Origin of the sequence: Arthrobacter gallicola, assembly GCF_014836775.1 — a bacterium.
Lineage (GTDB): Bacteria > Actinomycetota > Actinomycetes > Actinomycetales > Micrococcaceae > Arthrobacter_B > Arthrobacter_B gallicola.
In genome coordinates this window covers 338,922-358,747 of the sequence record NZ_JACSQD010000004.1, presented here as the reverse complement: position 1 = coordinate 358,747, position 19,826 = coordinate 338,922, and the positions used below count along the sequence as shown (strand labels likewise).

The following is a 19,826-nucleotide window of genomic DNA, read 5'->3' as shown; positions in this document are numbered from 1 at the left end:
CGTCAAGGGATTCAATCCATTCCGCGGTTTCTTCCGGGTCACGGTCCGGCAGCTGGCTGGTCAGCCCGCTGAGGATGTCCGTTCTGTCTTCACTGACGCTCATATGTGCAGCCTCTCAGTTGAGGGCGGGGTCCCCTCAAGGTAATTCGGTGACTCACCGACCATTCCGTTATGCGGAATGCTCATTTCAATCTATACGACAGCGCGATCTCGTGCCGCTTAGGCGAACCATTATTGCGACCATCGTAAGGGTTCTCACAGAGAGTTTCACGAGACGTCAATGGTGACGACGGCGGGTCCCCGGCTGGGGTCTGCATCACCCCGCTTGCCCGTAGGCGCCGTCACGGCGCGGGAAACACAGCAGCACATTTTTTCCCGGGCGCGCTGCTGGCGTTCGCTGTAGAAGACGTCCCGGTGGTCCACTGCGCCCTCCAAATTCAGGATCCGCACCTCACAGAGCCCGCACTCACCCTTGCGGCAGTCGAACATCATGTCCGCGCCTGCCTCTTCCAGGGCCTCCAGCATGGACCGCCCCTGGCCCACCCTGGTTTCCAGTCCCAGCCGCGGCACCCGGACAATGAATTCCTCCGGGTCATACCAGCCGGAGTTACCGAACGTTTCATAGCGCAGGCTGGACGGATCCAGTTCGCGTTCCCGCCAGCTGCGGCGCACCGCGTCCATCAACCGGATGGGGCCGCACATGTACAGTTCAGTGCCCTCCTGCACCTGTCCAATCAGCTCCGGAACCGAGAGCGCTGTGCCCTCGGAATCAACGTGGACCTGCAGTGCGCTGCCATGCTCGGCCTCGAGTTCGGCCAGATAAGCCATGGCGCTGCGCTGGCGGCCGGCGTAGACCAGACGGTAGTCAGCCTTCACATTCTTCAGGGCCCGCGCCATATTCAGGATTGCCGTAATGCCTACGCCACCGGCCAGCAGGATGTAGCTGGACGCTCCCACCCGCAGCGGAAAGTTCTGCAGTGGCTGGGTTATTTCAAGTTCATCCCCCGGGACGAGCCCGTGCATAAACACGGACCCGCCCCGGGAGGTGGGGGTACGGAAGACACTGATGGCCAGGGAGCGGCCGTCATCGCTGGACTCCACCACCGAATAGGAGCGCCGCTGGAGCTCTCCATTGATGGTGACCATCAGGTCAATATGGGAGCCCGGCTCCGCCCGGCGCGGCAGGGACGGCGCCAGCACCACACGCCGGATTCCGTCCGCGGCGTCGCGGGTTTCGGTAACGACGGCGCGCTGCCAGACTTCAGTGTTCGTTGCAGCCATGGCTCTACCGTGCCGCCGTCGGAACTGCGGCAGAATTTGGAGCCGACGCCGCGGACGGAGCTGCCGCCGCCGTCGGAGCTGCCGCCGCAGGGGCACCGGCTGCGGGCAGCCGTCCCTCGGCCGCGAGGCGGCGTTCGATCAGCCGCCGGACCCACATTCCCCCGGCATCAATGTTGAGGTTGTAGAACTCGTAGTCCGGGTTGGCGTCGATCGCGGCCTGCTGTGCCGAGAGCATCTCCTCGTCCTCACCGAAGACCCCGTGTACGCCGTCACGCAGCTGGGTGGTGATGAGCTGGCTGTCCAGCCGGTAGTTGCGCATAAAGGCCCAGAAATAGTGGCAGGTCTTATCGGTTTCCGGGGTGATGGTGTTCATAACGAAGCCGTTCACGCCCTGGCTGCGGTCCCCTTCCGGGGCGCCGGTGCCGGCTTTGGCGACGCCGACGTCGATGTTGATGGTCGACGGCGCGCGGAAGGTGATGATCTGCCAGCGGTCCACTTTGCCTTCGAAACCGGGGAACTTGTCCCGCATGTTCTTCAGCCAGAAGGGCGGCGGATCGATGTTGAGCATCCAGCGGGAAACGGTGACCGTGTCATCGTCATGGGTGACGACGAATTCGGATTCGCTCAGTTCTTCCTGGCCGATCGAGGAGGAGTGGACGAATTCCTCATGTGTGAGATCCATCAAGTTGTCCAGCACCAGCTGGTAGTTGCACGGCGCGAAGATGGTCTGGCCGTCGCCGGCCCATTCCGGAGAGGACATCTGGTGCATGTCAGGGACCAGATCCGGATTGGCCAGCGTGGGATCGCCGAGCCAGACCCACACGTAGCGGTAGCGTTCCACGACAGGGAAGGACGGGACGGTCGCGCTGGGGTTGATCGTCTCCTGGGCGGGCATCGAAATGCAGCGTCCGGCGGAGTTGTAGACGATCCCGTGGTACGGGCACTGGAGACCGTCCCGGCCCATGGTCTTACCCATGGACAGCGGAGCCAGGCGGTGCCAGCAGGCATCCGCGAGGGCTACGGCCTTGCCGTCCTCGGTGCGGTATAGGGCCAGCGGGCGGTCGGCGATGCGCCGGGCCATCGGCTTGCGGGTCACCTCGTGATCCCAGGCGGCCACGTACCAGGCATTGAGCGGATAACCCAGCACTTTGTTGGTCGTGGAACTCGTGGTGGAGACGGCGGTCATGACTTCCTTCCTCGCGGCAACGCCTTCGATGCCGCTCCTAACTAACTATCTCCATAGATAGTTAGTGATGTATGGCACACTACCTATGCCTATAGTGGTTAGGCAAGGGTCCGTTTCTTCAGAAAGGCCGTGGTGAGCCTTCGTTACGCGCTGCTGGCACTGCTGAATGTCGAACCCATGACCGGATACGACCTCTACAAGCAGTTCGAGTCCTCCGTGGGCTATGTCTGGCATGCCCCGGACTCGCAGATTTATCCGGAGCTGCGCCGGATGGAGCGGGACGGCCTGCTCGAAGGCGAGGAAATTCCGTGGGGCACCAAAGGCCGCAAGCGCCAGTACCACGTCACGGATGCCGGCCGCGGGGCCTTCCGCACCTGGGTCAACACGCAGCTGGACTACCCCCGCGAACGGGACCCCATGCATCTGAAGGCGGCCTACCTCGAATGGGCCGATCCCGATGCTGCGCGGCAGCAGCTCCAGGCCCACATTGAGCATTACGGTGCCCGGCTGCTGCAGTGGCAGCAGAAGATCGAGGAGATCGACGGCGGCACCTCGGACATGCTGAACCGGCGCCTGGCGACGGTCCCGGATGTGGACCACCAGCGCGTGGCTGCGTTCAAACGGTTCACCTATGAGGGGCTGACTGCCCGTGCGGAGCAGGAAATTGCCTGGGCCCGCCGCGGACTTGAGCTGATTGACGCGCTGTACCCGTAGCGTTCTCCGGCTCGGGCTCGGGGCCGGGCTCGGGCCGGGCCGGGCGAATGTCCAAGCCCGGCACAGCTCCGGCATAGAAAGCGGGCCTACCCTCGTCTTGGCGAAACTGCCGAGCCAAGGAGAATACATGCGTCACAGCGCTGCTGATGAGACTACTGAACAGACCCACCTCTATCAGGGCCGGGCATTGCCCCGCCCGGAGGAAGACCTTGAGGACCAGGGGCTGGGGTTCGACGTCGGGACCCTCCTCCAGCGCCGCGGCGTGCTGAAAGCGTTTGGCATCGGTGCCGTCACCCTGGGCCTGGCCGCCTGCGGGGCAACGGAGTCCGGAACGGGAACCGCGGGCGGGGAGATTCCCGACGAAACGGCAGGACCGTATCCCGGCGACGGCTCCAACGGGCCGGACGTCCTGGAAGAAAGCGGCATTATCCGCAGCGACATCCGGTCGAGTTTCGGAGAGTCCGAGGGCACGGCCGAGGGCATCCCGATGGAGCTGGAACTGACCATCACCGATCTGGCCAACGGCGGAGCACCCTTTGCCGGCGTCGCCGTCTACGTCTGGCACTGCACCAGGGAAGGCCTGTACTCGATGTATTCCGAGGGGGTCGAGGACCAAAATTACCTCCGCGGCGTCCAGATTGCCGACGCCGGCGGCATAGTGCGCTTCACCAGCATCTTCCCGGCCTGCTACAGCGGGCGCTGGCCGCACATCCACTTTGAGGTCTACCCGGACGAGGCCTCCATCACGGACTCCACGAAGGCGATAGCCACCTCTCAGGTGGCTCTGCCCCAGGATGTGTGCGACACAGTCTTCGCCACTGCCGGCTACGAGGCGTCGGTCCGGAATCTCTCCCAGATCACGTTGGACAGTGACAATGTCTTCGGCGACGACGGCGGTGCCAGCCAGCTCGCTGCTGTTACGGGCAGTGTCGCGAAGGGATACTCGGTGTCCCTGACCGCCGGTGTGGATACCCGAACTGAACCGACCGGGGGCAGCGCGCCTGAGGGTGGCGGATCCGGCGGTCCGGGTGGCGGCGGGCCCGAGGGCGGTCCCGGCGGTGGATCGGGTGAGGGATCTGGTGGGCCGGGTGGAGAGCCGCCTGTTGGTGAGCCTCCCGCGGGCGGCCCCGGTGGAGAACCGCCTGCCGGTGCGGAGGGTGAAGCAGGCGAACCGCCGACGCAGCCGTAGTCGGCTCAGGCACAGCCGCAGTCAGCCTGCGAAGCCGCATAACCCCGGCCCAGCCCGGCGCAGCCACCCGTCAGCCAACCGTGAGAGCAACCTTGCCGCGGACCTTGCCGGAGGCCAGCCAGTCCAGGGCCTCCCGCGCCTGGTCCAGCGGGAAGGTCCGCTCCAACGGTGGCGTGATGCTGCCTGCCTCAATGAGCCCGGTGAGGTCCTCGAGCTCCGCCGAACGGACCGCTCCGATGAACATCGTCAGTCGCTGCGGGACGAACGGGGACAGTGCCACGGCTCCCAGCTGGCGGTTCATGCCGCCCGTGAGCCTGCCGCCCGCCTCACCTCCGGTGATCACCGCCGTTCCCTTGGGCGTGAGCGCGCTGCGCAGGCGGGCAATCGACGGGTTACCGGCAATATCCAGGATGAGGTCCCAATGCCTTGTGCCGTCCGCAAAGTCCTCCGCGGTGTAATCAATGACCTCGTCCGCCCCCAACGACCGGACAAAATCCATCTTCCCGGTGCTGCACACACCGGTGACCTCGGCTCCGAAGGCCTTGGCCAGCCGGACGGCGTAACTCCCGACTCCACCCGAGGCTCCGATCACCAAGACCTTCTGGCCCGCCTGAACGCGTCCGGTCTTACCCAGTCCCTGCAGCGCTGTCACCGCTGAGACTGGAACGGCGGCCGCCTGCGCAAAGCTCAGGCCGGCCGGTTTCAGAGCGAGCCGCGCTTCCGGGGCCACAGCGTACTCGGCATAGGTGCTTCTGCCGCTGCCGTAAACCTGGTCGCCCAGGGCGAAACGCGTCACCGCTGAGCCCACCGCGGAAACCGTGCCCGCAAGGTCCATGCCGGGAACCGGGTTCCTCGGCTTCCGGAGGCCAAACGCCAGGCGGCCAAGGTACGGCAGGCCGGTCATCATGTGCCAGACTCCCCGGTCCACGCCTGCCGCGCCGACCTGGACCAGAACCTCGTTGGCCTTGGGCTCCGGCACTGCGACGTTTCCCAGGTGCAGGACATCGGCGGAACCGTAGCTTTCCTGGGTGATTGCCCGCATTTCTGTGCCCCTTCGTCGCCTGGACCCGGCCGGCATCCGGACCGGATGCTACAGAGGTCGGAGGGGCTTGACCACCAGTAGTTCCGGGATGCCCACGCGCAGCCGCGTAAAGACACATTTGCAGCTCCTCCGCCACCGTAAATATGCTTCCCGTATGGACCCCATGAGCAACCTGGGCTGCAGCGCCCGCAGAGGACCGTCCGCGCGCCCCTGACGGGCACCGCGGATCCTCCTCCTTTTTCTTTCCTGAGCGGCTGCCTGTCGTCTGACGTCCCCGTCAACGACCGGTCTTTCGGTCTGCCCAGAAATGGTTTCCCATGTTCCAAAATTCTTCCCCGCTTTTCCGCGCCCTACTGGGCGCAGTCTTTGTCCTCATCGGTTCAATCAGCATCCAGGTCTCTTCCGTGCTGGCCAGCGGCCTCTTTGCCGTTGCCGGATCACTCGGCACCAGCGGACTGCGGATGTTCCTCGCCGCCGTCGTGCTTCTTTGCCTTGCCCGGCCCAGCCTCCGGGCCCTAAGCTCCCGGGCCTGGGGCGGCATCCTCTTGTATGGAGCCGCAATGGCCGCCATGAACGTGCTGCTGTACAGCGCCCTTGAACGGATTCCCCTGAGCCTGGCGGTCACCCTCGAGTTCCTGGGCCCGCTGGCGGTTGCCAGCCTCGGGGCGAAAGGCCGCATCGAACGTTGCCTGCCCATCCTGACCCTGGCCGGGGTGGCTGCCGCGGCTGGGGTCCAGACGGAGTTCGATCTGCTGGGCATCATCTTCGGCCTCGGCGCGGCGGCAGCCTTCGGCACGTACACGCTCATGGCAGGACGGGTGGGGGAGGACAGCGCCGGCATTCAGGGCCTGGCACTCTCCGTTGCCGTCGCAGCCGTCCTGCTCCTCCCGTTCACCGTCCCGGCAGCACCGCGGCTGGGAGCAGCAGACTGGATGGCTGTTCTGGTGTCCGCCCTGCTGGGGGGTCGCCCTCGCCTATACCCTGGATTTCCTGGCCACCAAGCTCACGTCTCCGCGGATTGTGGGGACGCTGTTCGCCATTGATCCGGCGGCAGCCGCCGTCGTCGGCGCCCTGGCACTGGACCAGCCGCTGAGCCCGACGGCGACGGCCGGCATCGGCCTGGTCATCGCTTCGGGGGCAGCCATCATCTGGCGCAGCGGGAGTCCGGGCCGGGACGCCGCCGTCGAAATCCGGGCATAAAAACAGCCGGTGCTGGTCCGAAATGCGCAACCAGCACCGGCTGTTTTTCACTCGCAGGAAGCCGCTACTGTTCCAGCTTCATCGCCTTGCGCAGGGTCAGGGCACCGCCGCTCTGCATCACGGCGCGGCGGTAGATCTTCTCACCGAAGCGCAGCAGGGCGTAGGCCGCGGCCAGGGCCAGCGCCAGGGACACGAAGGTTTCCCACAGCGGGACCTCGCCGTTCAGCATCCGCACCGGCATCGCCACGGAGGAAACCACCGGCACGAAGGACGCGATCACCAGGAGCTGGCCCTTGGCGAACAGGCCGCCGAAGAGCGCCACAACGATGACGGTCAGCACCGGCCCGGAGCTGTTGTTCAGGTCCTCGGTACGCGAGGCCATGGAACCGATCATGGCCCAGGCCGAAGCCAGGATCAGGAAACCGGCCAGGAAGAACACCAGGAACCAGCCCGACGCCGGGATCAGTGTTCCGACGCTGTCCGCGGTACCGGTGAAGGTGAGCGCCAGCAGGGCAGCGCCGGCGTAGAGGGCCAGCTGGACCATCGCCAGGACCGTGTTGCCGGCGACCTTGCCGTAGAGCAGCTGCCGGATCGGGATGGCGGTAGCCAGGATTTCCACTACCCGGTTCTGCTTTTCTTCCAGCACGGAGGTGGCGATTGCCATGCCAAACACGATCGCCGCCATATAGAAGAGGAACGCGAACACAAACCCGGCGAACTGGGCCATGAACTGGTTTTCAGCGTTGCCGTCCAGTAAAGCCGTGCCGAATTCGCTGCCCTCCAGCAGTGCCTCCGGTGTGGTTCCTGCATCGGAGGCGTTGACCTCCAGGGCGTACGCCCGCAGAGCCTCGGCCAGCCCCTGCTGCAGGCCGCCGGAGAGTTCTTCGTGGCCGGTGAGTGTCCACGTACCGTCGGCGTCCTGGACAAGGGCAGCATCGGCATCATCCGAACGGACCAGTTCCAGGGCTTCCTCGGAGGACCCGGCGCTCACGGCTTCGAAGCTGGAGTTCCCGCCGTCGCTCTGCCCGGTGGTGTGGGCAATGTCGACGACGGCGGTGCCTGCGGTATCCGTGACGGCCACGGTGTATTCGTCGGCCCGGGTGCTCATGTAGGCGTTGAAGACCACGACGCCGACAATCAGCACCAGGGTGACCAGGGTGGAGATCAGGTAGCTGCGGTCGCGGGCTTTGACCATAACCTCACGGAGGGTAACGATGGCCCACGGCGGGGTGGGGCGGGCTGTGCTGGTGCTCATGCTGCGGTGACCTCACGGTAGATTTCGCTCAGGGACGGCCGGATCGGTGCGAACTCCTCCACGGACCCGCGGGAGAGTGCCGCGGCGAGCAGCCGCTGACTGGCGGCGTCGTCGTCGAACTGCAGAATCGCGGTAGGACCGGCGACGTCGAGCACCCGCACGCCGGGTTCGTCCCGGACCCAGCCGGCGTCGGGGGACACCGTGATGCGGTGCCGGTTCACAGCCCGGGCCCGCAGGTCATCGCCGGTACCGGAGGCAATCACTCGGCCCTGCTGCAGGACCACCATGTTGTCGCAGAGCCGGTCCACCAGGTCCAGCTGGTGGCTGGAGAAGAGCACCGGCACACCGGCCGAGGTTCGTTCGCGCAGCAGTTCCACCATGGAATCCACCGCCACCGGGTCCAGGCCGGAAAAAGGTTCGTCCAGGATCAGGACGCTGGGGCGGTGCAGCAGCGCTGCCGCGATCTGGACCCGCTGCTGGTTGCCCAGCGAGAGGGATTCCAGTTTGTCCTTGGTGCGGCCGGCCAGGCCGAAGCGGTCCAGCAGGTCCAGGGCTCCCTTGCGGGCTGCTGACTGGCTCATCCGGTGCAGCTGGCCCAGGTAGACCAGCTGGTCCAGGATCGGCTGTTTGGGGTAGAGGCCGCGTTCTTCGGGCATGTAGCCGAAACTCGAGCGGGCGTCCGCGGTAAGCGGGGAGCCGTCCAGCAGGACCTCACCGGAGCTGGCTTTGAGCACCCCCATAATCATGCGCATGGTGGTGGTTTTGCCGGCACCGTTCGCGCCGACAAACCCGGTCATCTGGCCGGACGGAACATCGAAGCTCACCGCGTCGACGGCGGTTTTTTCACCGAACCGGCGGGTGAGGTTTTGGACCTGAAGCATAGGGGACTGCTCCTTCCCCGGGGATGCCGGGAAGTTGTGGATGTGCTGCTCCCTCAACCTTAGGAACAAGCCGGGACCAGCGGATCGGCCGTCCGGCTGAGTCCCGCCGCTCACGCTTCGCGGGCGGCCTCACCCGGAAGAATGAGTCCGGATTCGTACGCAAACACCACGGCCTGCACCCGGTCCCGCACCTGGACCTTCGCCAGCAGGTTGGACACATGCGTCTTCACGGTGGCCTCGGCCACGAACATGCGGGCTGCGATCTCCGCGTTGCTCAGCCCGGTGGCCACGAGTTCCAGGACCTCGCGCTCGCGGGTGGTCAGGGACTGCAGCAGGTTCTGCTGCGCCGGGTCGGGCTGCGGTCCGGCAGGGGCGGGGACGCCTGCGGCGGCACTCTCGGCATGCAGGTGGCGGGCAAAGCGTTCGATCACCCGCACGGTTACTTCGGGTGCCAGCAGGGCATGGCCTCCGGCGACGGCGTGCACCGCGCCCACCAGATCGTCGGGGTCGGCGTTCTTCAGCAGGAAGCCGCTGGCGCCGGCCCGGATCGCGTCGAAGAGATAGTCCTCCCGTTCGAAGGTGGTCAGAATGATCACCTTCGCCCAGCCGGCAGCCACAATCTGCTCAGTGGCCCGGATACCGTCCAGCACCGGCATCTGCACATCCATGAGGATGACATCCACCGGATTCGCCGCGGCGAAGTCCACGGCTTCCTGGCCGTTGGTCACCTGCCCGACCACCTCAATGTCCTCCTCCACGGAGAGCATCATGGCGAAGCCGGCGCGGACCAGCGCCTGGTCGTCGGCGAGCAGCAGGCGGATCGGTTCCATGTCAGTCCTTCGATTTTGGCAGCCCGGTGCCACCCCCGGGGTTAAACCTAGCGGCAGGGCGGGCTGAGCAGGTAACCGTTTCTAGCGCAGGGGAATGCGGAGCCGCACCCGCCAGCCGCCGCCGTCGCGCGGGCCGATTTCGGTACTGCCGCCATGCAGCGCCGCCCGTTCGCGGACGCCCTGCAGGCCGTAGCCGGTGCCTCCGGTGCCGAGGCGGAGACGGCCGCCGTCGACAGTTTCCACTTCCACCCAGCGCTGCTCGCCGGTTTCCCCGGTGCGCAGGGCGACGACGGCGGCAGCGGCGGTTGAGTGACGGCGGACGTTCGCCAGCGATTCCTGCACCGTCCGGTAGAGGGACAGTGCCAGCGGTGCGGACAGCCCGGTCAGCGCTCCGGGGCGGTCCTCCACCTGGGTGAAGGTAACGGCCAGCCCGTTGCCGCGGTACTCCTCGATGAGCGCGGGAAGATCTTCGATGCCGGGTTCGGGCCGGCGCTGGGTGTCAGCCTCCGGTTCCGGGTTTTCTGTGTCCGTTGACCGCAGGACTCCGAGCAGGGAGCGCATCTCCGAGACGGCATCACGGGAGGAGGTCTCAATGGTCTGGAGCGCTTCGGCCGCCGCAGCTGGTTTTTTCTCCATGACCCGGCGGGCAGCGCCGGCCTGCACGCCGATCACGGCAATATGGTGCGCGACGACGTCGTGCAGTTCCCGGGCGATCCGCAGGCGTTCCTCGATGACGGCCTTGCGGGCCAGGTCGGCGGCCTGGGTTTCGAGCTGGAGCGCCTGCTCGGCGAGCTGTTCGCGCTGGTGGGCGCTGCGCCAGGAGTTCATGCCGAACATGATGGCTCCGCCGAAGTAAGCGGCGTTCAGCATAAAGGAGTACAGGACGTAGGAAGTGAGCGGCGGAAAAAGCCCCTCGGGCTCGGTGGAACCGATGTTGAAGGTTTTGAGGATTTCGTCATAACCGCTGTAGAGCGTGAAGCCCAGAACGATCCACAGGAACATGGCGGTGACCACCACGGTGACCCCGAGCCACAGGCCCCTCCGGTTCTGCGCCCACGCCACCGCACTGTAGAGGGAGGCGAAATAGGCAGCCTGGAATCCCAGTGTCTGGCTAATCGGCGGCACCGTGACGCCCACTATGACGAACGTGGCGGAGCTGAGCAGCATCACGGTAATGGGGAAGCGGCGCCGGAAGACCAGGAATACGAAGATGGATGTCTGGACCAGGTGCTGGACCCAGGCATTGACGAAATCGCCCTCCCCAAAGGCGAACCCCCGCATGAATTCAAGCATCACCGCGCTTAGGAGCAGTGCGATGAATACGCCGATCATGTCCCGCCGGAGTCCTTCCGGTCCCGGGGCGGGCCGTTCCCAGTCGTCTTCTGCATGCCACGGCAGACTCAGCCGGAACCTGTGGACCCGCTCGGCCAAGGTCCGGCCGGTCTCTCCGGACACCGTTGGTTCCTTCTCCGGCGAAGCCGGGCCGGCTGTGTCCGTGCCAGGCGGCTGCGTTTCGATCATGGCCAACAGTCTAGGTCCGCATCCGCTGCGGCCGGATCCGCCGTACGGCTGAGGCCCTGCGGGGGATCCGGCTCAGCACCGGCATCCCTGCGCGGGACTTTGGTCACGGATTGGGTACGCCGGGACGGTGCCCGCCGCGCCCGGTGCCCGGGCGGAGGACGGGGGTGGTTTACTTCGTCCGGGGCGCACTTCCCCATTCGCTGTTGGAATGACCGTGAGGATGGACATGTTTGCTTCCGAAGGACAGGCCTTGCTGCCTGGGCTGATATCCCTGCGCCGTGAGCTGCACCGTGAACCGGAAGTCGGGCTGCATCTGCCGAAAACCCAGGAGCGCATCCTCGAGGCCTTGGACGGGCTGGGCCTGGAAATCTCCACCGGCAATTCGCTCAGCTCCGTAACCGCCGTGCTGCGCGGGGGCGAGGAAGGCCCCGCGGTCCTGCTGCGCGGAGACATGGACGCCCTGCCGGTTGAGGAACTCACAGATCTGGAATACGCCTCGACCAACGGCGCGATGCACGCCTGCGGCCACGACCTGCACGTTGCAGGCCTGGTCGGCGCGGCCCGCCTGCTGGAGGCGCAGCAGCGGGACCTGTCCGGAAGTGTTGTGTTTATGTTCCAGCCCGGCGAAGAGGGCGACGGCGGTGCCGGCCTGATGATCGACGAAGGAGTGCTGGAAGCGGCGGGGGAGCGGCCGGTGGCTGCTTACGGTGTTCATGTGCGCCCCGGTCCGCTCGGGGTTTTCCGCACCAAACCGGGCACGCTGATGGCCGGCGCCAATGAACTGCGGATCACGGTGCACGGCTCCGGCGGACATGGTTCGCAGCCGCACAATGCGCTGGACCCGGTGCCGGCACTGGTGGAGATCGCCGCGGCGCTGCAGGTAATGGCCACCCGGAAGTTCTCCGTCTTCGATCCGATCGTCCTGACCGTCACCCAGCTTGAAGCCGGCCGGGCCATCAACGTTATTCCGGATTCCGCCCGGCTCGGTGCCAGCGTCCGCACCCTGTCGGCCGAATCAGTGGACCGGCTGATCGTGGAGACCAAAGCGCTCGCGGACGGGATCGCCACAGCTCACGGCTGCACCGCGGAGGTCAGCTTCGAGATTCTCTATCCGATGACGGAGAACGATCCGTCGCGGACCTTCGAGGCGATGCGGGAACTGCGCGAGCTCTTCGGCGAGGACCGGGTCATCCAGTCGCGGGACCCGCTGATGGGGTCGGAGGACTTCTCCCTGGTGCTGCAGAAGATCCCTGGTGCCTTCCTGTTCCTGGGGGCCACCCCTCCGGACGTTGATCCAGCCACGGCAGCGTGGAACCACTCGCCGCGGGTCCTGTTCGACGATTCCGTGCTGGCCGACCAGGCGGCTGCGCTGGCCCAGCTGGCGTTCAACCGCCTGACGTAGCTGAAGTCCGGCAGGGGAGCCGGCAGTGCTCCGTCAGCTGCCGACTGGGAACGGCTCGCGCCTCGTTGGCTGGAAGCCATCGATGGATGGAAGAGGCCGCTACTGTGGCCTCTATGACCTTCTCCGCACCCGCACTAACGTTCCTGGCCACCATCTCTGTTCAGGTGGGCGAGCCGATCGAAATTGGCCGCACCTCTGCCGGTGTCCGGCGGATCATCCCGATCCTGGGCGGGAAAGTCGAAGGTCCGAATCTGCGTGGAACGGTGCTGCCGGCCGGAGCCGACTACCAGCTCCTGCGCACGGCCACCCTCACGGAGCTGGAAGCCAAATACGCCATCGAGACCGACGACGGCGAGCGGCTCTACGTGAACAACTTTGGCCTGCGCTCGGGCAGCGAGGCCGATATTGCCGCGCTCCTGCGCGGCGAATCCGTGGATCCGGCGCGGATCTACTTCCGCTGTACGCCCCGCATTGAAGCGCCCGACGGCGGCGCCTGGGCCTGGCTGTCCAGCCGCATCCTCATCGGCACCGGCATCCGGCTCCCGGACGAGGTGCGGCTGGAAATCAGTGTCGTGGAGTAGGCCCGCGGGCGCGGGGCAGGTGGCCTGACCACAGCCCCGCCAACTAGGCCGCGGCGCTCCACGGCGTGTAGCGTGGACGGGCTATCTTCCCCGTGTGCGGATTCACAGGCGTGCCCGGGGCCCAAACGTGTCCGTTCACCGGGCAGCCCTTTGCGGGCAGATTAGACAGAAAGGGGGTGTCGGCGTGTCCGCAGTTCAGACAGAAACCGAACCCTCACTCAAAAAGGTCCTCGGACGCATTGACGTCCTGGCCCTCGGTTTCGGCGCCATGATCGGCTTCGGCTGGGTTGTCCTCACCGGCGACTGGTTGTCCTCAGCCGGCACCATGGGAGCGGTACTCGCCATCATTACCGGCGGCGTCATCATGGCAATCGTCGGACTGACGTACGCCGAACTGTGTGCCGCCATGCCCAAGGCCGGCGGCGAGCATAACTACATCATGCGCGCCATGGGGCCGCGTCCCTCCTTCATCGGCTCGTGGGCGATCATCGGCGGCTACGTGACCATCGTGGCGTTCGAAGCCGTTGCGTTGCCCAAAACCGTGCAGTACATCTTCCCCGACCTGAGCCACATACCGCTCTGGACCGTTGCCGGCTTCGAAGTCCACCTCACGTGGGCCCTCGTCGGAGCCGCCGCCGCCGTCGTAATCACCGCGATTAACATCCGCGGCGTCAAGGAAGCCGGCGTTGTGCAGACCTTCGTGGTGATCTTCCTGCTGGCGATCGGGCTGGTGATGATCGCCGGAGCCTTTACCGGCGGCAGCGCCTCAAACATGGAGCCGTGGTTCCACGGCGGCATGAACGGCTTCTTCGCAGTGCTGGTTGTGGTGCCGTTCCTGTTCATCGGCTTTGACGTCATTCCGCAGTCCGCTGAGGAGGTCAATATCCCGGCGAAGCAGATCGGCAAGCTCGTTGTGGTTGCCGTGGTCATGGCAACCATCTGGTACATCATGGTGGTGCTGACCACGTCCTCGGCCATGCCGGCAGCGGATCTGGCCGGCACCGACATCGCCACCGCGGACGCCGTCGGCGCCATGTTCAACTCGGACCTGATGGCCAAAATCCTCATTGCCGGCGGCATTGCCGGAATCCTGACCTCCTGGAACTCGCTGCTGATGGGCGCCTCCCGCCTGATGTACTCGCTGGCGCGTTCCGGGATGCTCCCGGCCTGGTTCGGGCGGCTGCATCCGAAGTACGGCACACCGCACAACGCGCTCCTGTTCATCGGTGCGCTGAGCTTCCTGGCCCCTTTCGGCGGAGCGGAAATGCTCGGCTGGCTGGTCGACTCCGGCGCACCGAGCATCGTGCTGGCGTACACGCTGGTGTCGATTTCCTTCCTGATCCTGCGCCGCCGGGAACCGGCGATGGACCGCCCTCTGCGCGTCGGCGGCAAGGGCAAGGGAGGCATCGTCATTGGCATTGCGGCCACGATCTTCGGTGCTGCATTGTTCAGCCTCTACATGCCCGGCATGCCGGCGGCCTTGGGCGTTGAGCCCTGGCTGCTGTTCGGTGCCTGGTGGGTGATCGGCCTGCTTTACTTCTTCCGGGTCCCCGGTGGAATCAAGGCGGGGCCCGACGCCGAGGAGCACCTTCTCGCCAAACTGCGGGCCAAGGTGCGGGCATAGCTCCCAGCTCCGGCGCTGCCGGGCAGCGGATCAGCGACGGCGGTTTCCCCAAGCGGGAGCCGCCGTCGCTGTTTTGTTCGCCAGGCTCAGCCGAAGGCAGCCCAGGCGAGGAGCGCGGCCAGCGGCACCAGCGACTGGCCCAGCGCCCCGCGCCAGAGGCTGCGGTTCGAACCAAAAAGCACCGCGCCGAGCACCACCTGGCTAATGAGGCAGAAGGCCAGGATGCCGGAGCCGACCGCCGCATTGCCGAAAGTGACCAGCAACAGTCCGGACGCCAGGCCGCCAGCGAAGCAGAGGTTCACGAATCCGACGTTCACAGCCCACATCCGCACGGCTGCGACGTTCCCGGGGTCGGTGCGGAAGATGGGGTAGAGCTTTTGTGATCCGTTGAAGAACGTTTCAAGGACCCACATGGTTGCCAGGACGAGCGCCATCAAACCGGTCAGGAGCTGGGCAAGGGCATTCATGATTTTCTCCAGTGCTGCTGCCGGGAGGGCTGCTGCCGGCGGAATAGATCTGCGGCGCCTTCGCCCTCCAGCTGTGCCAGCTGCGCGGTGCGGCCGGTCATCAGGAGCAGCAGGGCGCTGATGGGTCCATGGACGGCAGCGCCGCTGCCGGCGGACCAATCTGCATCGGTGGCGGCCAGTCGGAGGCCGCGCAGCCGGTGCCGGGCACGGAACGGAAAAGGCGTGGACCAGACATGGCCGGCGGCCGCGGCGGCAGCCTGCGGGGGCATGGGCAGGTCCAGTCCCAGCGGGAGCGCGATGTCCTGGCCGTGGACAAGGACATCAACCAGCGGGTCCCAGCGCGTGGTGAAAAGCGGGTGCGACAGGGAGCCATCAAAACGGCGGAGCTCCGCCAGTACGGCGGCCGGCCCGCGGGCCCCGAGGCGCCTGCCTTCCAGGTAAATTGCCCGGTTGAAGTTCCCGTGTCCGCGCATCATCGCGCGTACGACGTCGATGGGTCGGCTGCCAGCGGAGGACGCGACGTGCGCGGCGACCTCGGTCACGCTCCAGCCGGCGCAGAGGCTGGCGGCTGACCACTGGGCGGCGCTGAGCGACTCCAGCAAGCTGAGCAGGCGGCGTCGTTCGCTGTGGATCCAGTGCCACAGCTGATCGTTAGTTGTGTCCCTTCCCATGGCTGCCTCCGGGAAGTAGTACTAGAATCTGACTAAATTCAATCAGTTTTACTGACTAAAGTCGAGAGATTTCCATGACCAATCGAGCCGCGCCCGCACCGGGAGAACCCAACACTGGCTTGTTGCTCTACCTGCCGTACCGGGAGATGGAAGCGCGGGTCTTCCAGGCCGTGCAGGAGGCCGGGTTCACTGATCTCACCCTGGCGCAGGGCCGGGTGTTCCAGCGGATCGGCGCCGAGGGGACCCGTCTGACCGCGCTCGCCGAGCAGGCGCGGGTCAGCAAGCAGACTGCCGCGGTTCTGGTGCAGGCTCTCGAAACCGCGGGCTACGTCCGTCGGATTCCTGACCCGACTGATGCCCGGGCGCGTCTGGTCTGCGTGGCGGAACGCGGCACAGCCGCAGTCGCGGTGGCAGCGGAGACCGTACAGGCCGTTGAAGCGGAGTGGCGCGCACACGTGGGGAGCGCAGCCTATGCCCGGCTGCGCGATACGCTGCAGAAACTGCGTGAGATCAGCGATCCCTACCAGGGTGTCCAGAAGGGCTAGGAAACCCGGTGCAGTGCTTCGCCCCGGTGTACGGCATGCAGCTGGGTTGCGTCGCTGCGGACCTTGTACTGCGGCTCGGCTTCCGAACACAGCCTGCGCCTGCCCATGAACTCGAAGTCGGAGGTGTGAACCTCGGTTATTTCCCCAGTGACCGCCCCCGTACGCGAGTTCCACCGCACCCGGTCGCCCACCCTCAATTGATCACTCATGGCGACCGTCTTAGCACTGTGCGGTCATCCGTGTAACGGGTAATCGGCGGGAATCTAGGGACCCGGCGGAAGGGTCCGGAGAGCTGCTTCCGGACAAACAAGTTACTCATGGGTAATATGAGCGCCATGCACCTGATCTTCCGTACCCTGCTGCTGTTGCTGACTGCCCGCCGGCGCAGGCCGAAACTCGACATTTTCGATGCATCCTCCCTGCCGATGCGTGTCCTGCCGACCGACCTTGATATCGCCAACCACGTCAATAACGGCATGTACCTCTCGCTGATGGACCTGGGCCGGTTCGACCTCATGATCCGCAGCGGCTTCTGGACGAAAATGCGGCGGAACGGGTGGGGACCAGTGGTCAGCAACGAGACCATCAGCTTCCGCAAATCGCTGGCGCCCTGGCAGCGCTACTCCATCGAGACCCGGATTATCGGCTTCGATGAGCGGGCGATCTACTTTGAGCAGCGGATGGTGGCCGACGGCGAGATCTACGCCAGCGCCTTCATCGCGACCCGGATGGTGTCCAAGCAGGGTCCCGTCACGAATGAGGAGATCTTCAAGGCCGCCGGGCGGCGGCCCCCGGAGGATCTGGTGCTCCCTGACTGGATCACGGAGTGGCGGGAAAATGTTGCGCTGCCCGGAGCGCGGCGCGCGGCACCGCACGCCTGGGCAGCCTAGGGCGGCGCTGGGCCCGGCGGGAGCTCAGACTCCGCGCCGGGCGCGCAGCACGTTGTCGTTGAGCACCACCTGCTGCCCCTCCGGGCCTTTGACAGTCCGCGGCACCGGTTCCGCTGTTTCCAGCACCCAGCCCTGTTCCTCAAGCTTCAGTGCTGCGGCCAGCTCAGCGGCCGTTGGCAGGGCAGGCTCCGGCGCCGGATGGCTGGACCAGGGCGGGAAATCCTGGTGCCCAACCACGAGCAGCCGTCCCCGCGGAGCGACGGCGGCCATAGCCCGGTGCAGGATGGCATCTCGGGGAAGTTCGGCGGGCGAGTGCAGGAACTGCGCGCAGACCAGGTCATAACCGGGATCAGTGTCCGGATCGCTCAGCGCCCAATCGGCAAGATCCGCTCGCACCCAGGTCACCAGGTCATCAACCCCGGCTTGCACCGCATGGGCGGCTGCCCGCTCCAGTGCGACGGCGGAAATGTCGACGCCGGTGACCCTCCAGCCCTGCCGTGCCAGCCAGACGGCGTCGGCTCCCTCGCCGCAGCCGAGATCAAGAGCCCTGCCCGGGTGGAGAGCGGCGGCCTCCCGGACCAGCAGGGCGTTGGGGTTGCCGCTCCAGACCTGGTCGCGTTCCCGGTAGAAACCGTCCCAGAACTGATCCGGCGGGGGCGCTGCGGGGTGGTCATGCATGCCATGAACTTTACGACCGGTGCGCCTGCGGGTGAAAGAAACACCGGATGTCCTCCAAAGTGCAGCTGACTTTCTTCTCCGCCGCGGGTTTCAGTGCGGGTCGCGGGGTACCTCAGAGCCGGACGGCGTGTCGGGCAGCGCGGTCCGGCGAAATCAAGCATGCTGGGGCGCATGCCGGCGCCGTCTTGGCGGCGCCGGCAACCAAACCGCTGGAAGAACATTGGAGTTCGGATGAGCTGGCTGGACCGTGAACGCACCATCGCCCCGCCGGGCTTTAACCGGTGGCTCATCCCGCCGGCGGCGCTCGCCGTCCACCTCTGCATAGGCCAGGCCTACGCCACCAGCGTCTACAAGACCGCCCTGGTCCAGTATTTCGACGCCAGCCTGACCCAAATCGGTGTGATCTTCTCCGTGGCGATCGTGATGCTTGGTCTCTCCGCGGCGGTCATGGGCACCTGGGTGGACCGCAACGGTCCGCGCAAGGCAATGTTCGTCTCCGCACTGTTCTGGTCCGGCGGCTTTATGGTCGGCGCCCTGGGAATCTTCACCGGGCAGCTCTGGCTGGTTTACCTCGGCTACGGCTTCCTGGGCGGCATTGGGCTGGGCATCGGGTACATCTCCCCGGTATCCACCCTGATCAAGTGGTTCCCGGACCGGCCCGGCCTGGCCACTGGAATGGCCATCATGGGATTCGGCGGGGGCGCACTGATCGCCAGCCCGCTCTCCTCGGCGCTGCTGGCCTTCTACGATCCGAACTCCGGGACCGACGGCTGGGTGGCCAGCGGCGAAGCGGTTGGGAAGCTCTTCATTACCTTCGGCGTCATCTATCTGCTGTATATGCTCTACGGGGCATGGAGCATCCGGGTCCCGGCGGACGACTGGAAGCCCGCCGGGTTCGACCCCGCCAGCATCGCCAAAAAACCGCTGGTCACCACGGCCAACGTCTCGGCGGCGAACGCCATCAAGAGCCGCCAGTTCTGGCTGGTGTGGATTGTCCTGTTCTGCAACGTCACAGCAGGTATCGGCATCCTGGAGCAGGCTGCCCCCATGATCCAGGATTTCTTCCGCCAGCCCGACGGCGTCTCCCTGGTCACCGCAGCCGTCGCAGGCGGCTTTGTGGGACTACTGTCGATCGGCAACATGGGCGGGCGGTTCGTCTGGTCCGCCACGTCCGACGCGATCGGCCGGAAACGGATCTACATGGTCTACCTCGGAGCCGGGGCGGTCTGCTATGTGCTGCTGGCGATGTTCGGCTCCTCGTCAACCATCCTTTACGTGCTGCTGGCCTTCGTTATCCTCTCCTTCTACGGCGGCGGCTTCGCGACGGTACCGGCTTACCTGCGGGACCTCTTCGGAACCTTCCAAGTCGGTGCAATTCACGGCCGTCTGCTCACTGCCTGGTCGGCGGCGGGAATTGCCGGACCGCTGATCGTGAACTCCTTCCTGGACGCCCAGGGCACCCCCGGTGAACTGACGGCCCAGGCCTATCAGCCGGCCCTGCTGACCATGGTTGGGCTCCTGATCGTCGGCTTCATCGCAAACCTGCTGATCCAGCCGGTCTCGGACAGGTTCCATGAACCGGCCAAAGCTCCGGCCCGGGCCGACAGTCCCGTATCCGACAGCCCCGCATCCGACAGCGCCGCGTCCAGCCTGGATCCCAGCCTCGATCTCAATGTGGAAGGAGGGAACCGGTGAACAACGCAAAACTCGTTATCAGCTGGCTGCTGGTGGGAGTCCCGCTGGCCTACGGTATTTTCCAGACGCTGACCAAGGCCGCCGCGCTCTTCGGCTGACCCGGCCGCCGCGGTTGAGGGCTGGACGGCCCTCAGGGGCTGTGTAAATGAAGGATCGGTGCCACGCTTAAAGGGC

General features: G+C 65.9%; 22 protein-coding genes. 11 read left to right on the top strand and 11 right to left on the bottom strand.

Annotated elements, in window-relative coordinates:
* Positions 1–267: 267 nt before the first annotated feature.
* Positions 268–1,281 (bottom strand): PDR/VanB family oxidoreductase, encoded by a 1,014-nt coding sequence (locus H9639_RS11125; protein ID WP_191808124.1) that lies wholly within the window; start codon positions 1,279–1,281, stop codon positions 268–270.
* 4 nt (positions 1,282–1,285) lie between these two features.
* Positions 1,286–2,467 carry an aromatic ring-hydroxylating dioxygenase subunit alpha gene (locus H9639_RS11120; RefSeq protein ID WP_191808123.1) on the bottom strand — a complete coding sequence of 394 codons (1,182 nt, stop codon included), beginning with the start codon at positions 2,465–2,467 and terminating at the stop codon, positions 1,286–1,288.
* 132 nt (positions 2,468–2,599) lie between these two features.
* Here H9639_RS11120 and H9639_RS11115 point away from each other — a divergent pair, with 132 nt between their 5' ends.
* Together H9639_RS11115 and H9639_RS11110 are read left to right on the top strand one after the other, a co-directional pair.
* Positions 2,600–3,181 (top strand): PadR family transcriptional regulator, encoded by a 582-nt coding sequence (locus H9639_RS11115; RefSeq protein ID WP_191808122.1) that lies wholly within the window; start codon positions 2,600–2,602, stop codon positions 3,179–3,181.
* A gap of 127 nt (positions 3,182–3,308) precedes the next feature.
* Positions 3,309–4,370 carry an intradiol ring-cleavage dioxygenase gene (locus tag H9639_RS11110; protein WP_191808121.1) on the top strand — a complete coding sequence of 354 codons (1,062 nt, stop codon included), beginning with the start codon at positions 3,309–3,311 and terminating at the stop codon, positions 4,368–4,370.
* A gap of 70 nt (positions 4,371–4,440) precedes the next feature.
* Here the strand turns inward: H9639_RS11110 and H9639_RS11105 are convergent, their stop codons facing one another.
* Entirely contained in the window at positions 4,441–5,412 is a 972-nt protein-coding gene (locus H9639_RS11105) for an NAD(P)-dependent alcohol dehydrogenase (protein ID WP_191808120.1), read from the bottom strand.
* A gap of 317 nt (positions 5,413–5,729) precedes the next feature.
* Between H9639_RS11105 and H9639_RS11100 the strand changes: the two genes are divergently transcribed.
* Together H9639_RS11100 and H9639_RS16870 are read left to right on the top strand one after the other, a co-directional pair.
* Entirely contained in the window at positions 5,730–6,455 is a 726-nt protein-coding gene (locus tag H9639_RS11100; RefSeq protein ID WP_225219465.1) for an EamA family transporter, read from the top strand.
* Positions 6,433–6,612 (top strand): hypothetical protein, encoded by a 180-nt coding sequence (locus H9639_RS16870; protein ID WP_225219464.1) that lies wholly within the window; start codon positions 6,433–6,435, stop codon positions 6,610–6,612. The genes H9639_RS11100 and H9639_RS16870 overlap by 23 nt, the downstream gene beginning before the upstream one ends.
* 64 nt (positions 6,613–6,676) lie before the next feature.
* On the opposite strand, the gene H9639_RS11095 is transcribed toward H9639_RS16870, so the two are convergent.
* The 4 genes from H9639_RS11095 to H9639_RS11080 all read right to left on the bottom strand — a co-directional run bounded on the left by H9639_RS11095 (position 6,677) and on the right by H9639_RS11080 (position 11,099).
* Entirely contained in the window at positions 6,677–7,867 is a 1,191-nt protein-coding gene (locus tag H9639_RS11095; protein ID WP_191808119.1) for an ABC transporter permease, read from the bottom strand.
* Positions 7,864–8,748, bottom strand: coding sequence for an ABC transporter ATP-binding protein (locus tag H9639_RS11090; protein WP_191808118.1), 885 nt, complete (start codon positions 8,746–8,748; stop codon positions 7,864–7,866). The genes H9639_RS11095 and H9639_RS11090 overlap by 4 nt, the downstream gene beginning before the upstream one ends.
* Before the next feature lie 110 nt (positions 8,749–8,858).
* The gene (locus tag H9639_RS11085) at positions 8,859–9,578 is read right to left on the bottom strand and encodes a response regulator (protein ID WP_191808117.1); all 720 of its coding nucleotides are present in this window, start codon (positions 9,576–9,578) and stop codon (positions 8,859–8,861) included.
* Between the two features lie 81 nt (positions 9,579–9,659).
* The gene (locus tag H9639_RS11080; RefSeq protein ID WP_191808116.1) at positions 9,660–11,099 is read right to left on the bottom strand and encodes a sensor histidine kinase; all 1,440 of its coding nucleotides are present in this window, start codon (positions 11,097–11,099) and stop codon (positions 9,660–9,662) included.
* Positions 11,100–11,319: 220 nt separating this feature from the next.
* On the opposite strand from H9639_RS11080, the gene H9639_RS11075 reads away from it, so the two are divergent.
* From H9639_RS11075 to H9639_RS11065, 3 genes are all read left to right on the top strand, one after another.
* A complete protein-coding gene (locus H9639_RS11075; protein ID WP_404799751.1) occupies positions 11,320–12,501 on the top strand; it encodes a M20 metallopeptidase family protein in 1,182 nt (393 codons plus the stop codon).
* A 113-nt stretch (positions 12,502–12,614) separates the two neighbouring features.
* Positions 12,615–13,082 carry a DUF3237 domain-containing protein gene (locus H9639_RS11070; RefSeq protein WP_191808114.1) on the top strand — a complete coding sequence of 156 codons (468 nt, stop codon included), beginning with the start codon at positions 12,615–12,617 and terminating at the stop codon, positions 13,080–13,082.
* Between the two features lie 184 nt (positions 13,083–13,266).
* Positions 13,267–14,706 (top strand): APC family permease, encoded by a 1,440-nt coding sequence (locus H9639_RS11065; protein WP_318242061.1) that lies wholly within the window; start codon positions 13,267–13,269, stop codon positions 14,704–14,706.
* 86 nt (positions 14,707–14,792) lie between these two features.
* Here H9639_RS11065 and H9639_RS11060 read toward each other — a convergent pair whose 3' ends face one another.
* Together H9639_RS11060 and H9639_RS11055 are read right to left on the bottom strand one after the other, a co-directional pair.
* Complete coding sequence (locus H9639_RS11060; RefSeq protein ID WP_191808113.1) at positions 14,793–15,173, bottom strand: DUF1304 family protein; 381 nt, start codon at positions 15,171–15,173, stop codon at positions 14,793–14,795.
* Positions 15,170–15,844 carry a maleylpyruvate isomerase family mycothiol-dependent enzyme gene (locus tag H9639_RS11055; protein WP_191808112.1) on the bottom strand — a complete coding sequence of 225 codons (675 nt, stop codon included), beginning with the start codon at positions 15,842–15,844 and terminating at the stop codon, positions 15,170–15,172. The genes H9639_RS11060 and H9639_RS11055 overlap by 4 nt, the downstream gene beginning before the upstream one ends.
* Before the next feature lie 74 nt (positions 15,845–15,918).
* Between H9639_RS11055 and H9639_RS11050 the strand changes: the two genes are divergently transcribed.
* Complete coding sequence (locus tag H9639_RS11050) at positions 15,919–16,389, top strand: MarR family winged helix-turn-helix transcriptional regulator (protein ID WP_191808111.1); 471 nt, start codon at positions 15,919–15,921, stop codon at positions 16,387–16,389.
* Here the strand turns inward: H9639_RS11050 and H9639_RS11045 are convergent.
* Positions 16,386–16,598, bottom strand: a complete 213-nt coding sequence (locus H9639_RS11045; RefSeq protein WP_191808110.1) for a hypervirulence associated TUDOR domain-containing protein — start codon at positions 16,596–16,598, stop codon at positions 16,386–16,388. The two genes, H9639_RS11050 and H9639_RS11045, sit on opposite strands and share 4 nt — an antisense overlap.
* A 126-nt stretch (positions 16,599–16,724) precedes the next feature.
* On the opposite strand from H9639_RS11045, the gene H9639_RS11040 reads away from it, so the two are divergent.
* Positions 16,725–17,279, top strand: a complete 555-nt coding sequence (locus H9639_RS11040; RefSeq protein ID WP_191808156.1) for an acyl-CoA thioesterase — start codon at positions 16,725–16,727, stop codon at positions 17,277–17,279.
* A gap of 24 nt (positions 17,280–17,303) precedes the next feature.
* On the opposite strand, the gene H9639_RS11035 is transcribed toward H9639_RS11040, so the two are convergent.
* Positions 17,304–17,957 carry a class I SAM-dependent methyltransferase gene (locus H9639_RS11035; protein ID WP_191808109.1) on the bottom strand — a complete coding sequence of 218 codons (654 nt, stop codon included), beginning with the start codon at positions 17,955–17,957 and terminating at the stop codon, positions 17,304–17,306.
* A gap of 231 nt (positions 17,958–18,188) precedes the next feature.
* Between H9639_RS11035 and H9639_RS11030 the strand changes: the two genes are divergently transcribed.
* Positions 18,189–19,652: an OFA family MFS transporter gene (locus tag H9639_RS11030; RefSeq protein ID WP_191808108.1), complete on the top strand. Its 1,464-nt coding sequence runs from the start codon at positions 18,189–18,191 to the stop codon at positions 19,650–19,652.
* Positions 19,649–19,750, top strand: coding sequence for an MFS transporter small subunit (locus H9639_RS17320; RefSeq protein WP_449657893.1), 102 nt, complete (start codon positions 19,649–19,651; stop codon positions 19,748–19,750). Before H9639_RS11030 ends, H9639_RS17320 begins: the two co-directional genes overlap by 4 nt.
* Positions 19,751–19,826 lie beyond the last annotated feature (76 nt).

Bases quoted from the DNA above. Each gene is read 5' to 3' on its own strand.
- H9639_RS11125 (WP_191808124.1), bottom strand. From the start codon at position 1,281: ATGGCTGCAACGAACACTGAAGTCTGGCAGCGCGCCGTCGTTACCGAA.
- H9639_RS11120 (WP_191808123.1), bottom strand. From the start codon at position 2,467: ATGACCGCCGTCTCCACCACGAGTTCCACGACCAACAAAGTGCTGGGT.
- H9639_RS11110 (WP_191808121.1), top strand. From the start codon at position 3,309: ATGCGTCACAGCGCTGCTGATGAGACTACTGAACAGACCCACCTCTAT.
- H9639_RS11105 (WP_191808120.1), bottom strand. From the start codon at position 5,412: ATGCGGGCAATCACCCAGGAAAGCTACGGTTCCGCCGATGTCCTGCAC.
- H9639_RS11100 (WP_225219465.1), top strand. From the start codon at position 5,730: ATGTTCCAAAATTCTTCCCCGCTTTTCCGCGCCCTACTGGGCGCAGTC.
- H9639_RS11095 (WP_191808119.1), bottom strand. From the start codon at position 7,867: ATGAGCACCAGCACAGCCCGCCCCACCCCGCCGTGGGCCATCGTTACC.
- H9639_RS11090 (WP_191808118.1), bottom strand. From the start codon at position 8,748: ATGCTTCAGGTCCAAAACCTCACCCGCCGGTTCGGTGAAAAAACCGCC.
- H9639_RS11085 (WP_191808117.1), bottom strand. From the start codon at position 9,578: ATGGAACCGATCCGCCTGCTGCTCGCCGACGACCAGGCGCTGGTCCGC.
- H9639_RS11080 (WP_191808116.1), bottom strand. From the start codon at position 11,099: ATGATCGAAACGCAGCCGCCTGGCACGGACACAGCCGGCCCGGCTTCG.
- H9639_RS11075 (WP_404799751.1), top strand. From the start codon at position 11,320: ATGGACATGTTTGCTTCCGAAGGACAGGCCTTGCTGCCTGGGCTGATA.
- H9639_RS11070 (WP_191808114.1), top strand. From the start codon at position 12,615: ATGACCTTCTCCGCACCCGCACTAACGTTCCTGGCCACCATCTCTGTT.
- H9639_RS11060 (WP_191808113.1), bottom strand. From the start codon at position 15,173: ATGAATGCCCTTGCCCAGCTCCTGACCGGTTTGATGGCGCTCGTCCTG.
- H9639_RS11055 (WP_191808112.1), bottom strand. From the start codon at position 15,844: ATGGGAAGGGACACAACTAACGATCAGCTGTGGCACTGGATCCACAGC.
- H9639_RS11050 (WP_191808111.1), top strand. From the start codon at position 15,919: ATGACCAATCGAGCCGCGCCCGCACCGGGAGAACCCAACACTGGCTTG.
- H9639_RS11045 (WP_191808110.1), bottom strand. From the start codon at position 16,598: ATGAGTGATCAATTGAGGGTGGGCGACCGGGTGCGGTGGAACTCGCGT.
- H9639_RS11040 (WP_191808156.1), top strand. From the start codon at position 16,725: ATGCACCTGATCTTCCGTACCCTGCTGCTGTTGCTGACTGCCCGCCGG.
- H9639_RS11035 (WP_191808109.1), bottom strand. From the start codon at position 17,957: ATGCATGACCACCCCGCAGCGCCCCCGCCGGATCAGTTCTGGGACGGT.
- H9639_RS11030 (WP_191808108.1), top strand. From the start codon at position 18,189: ATGAGCTGGCTGGACCGTGAACGCACCATCGCCCCGCCGGGCTTTAAC.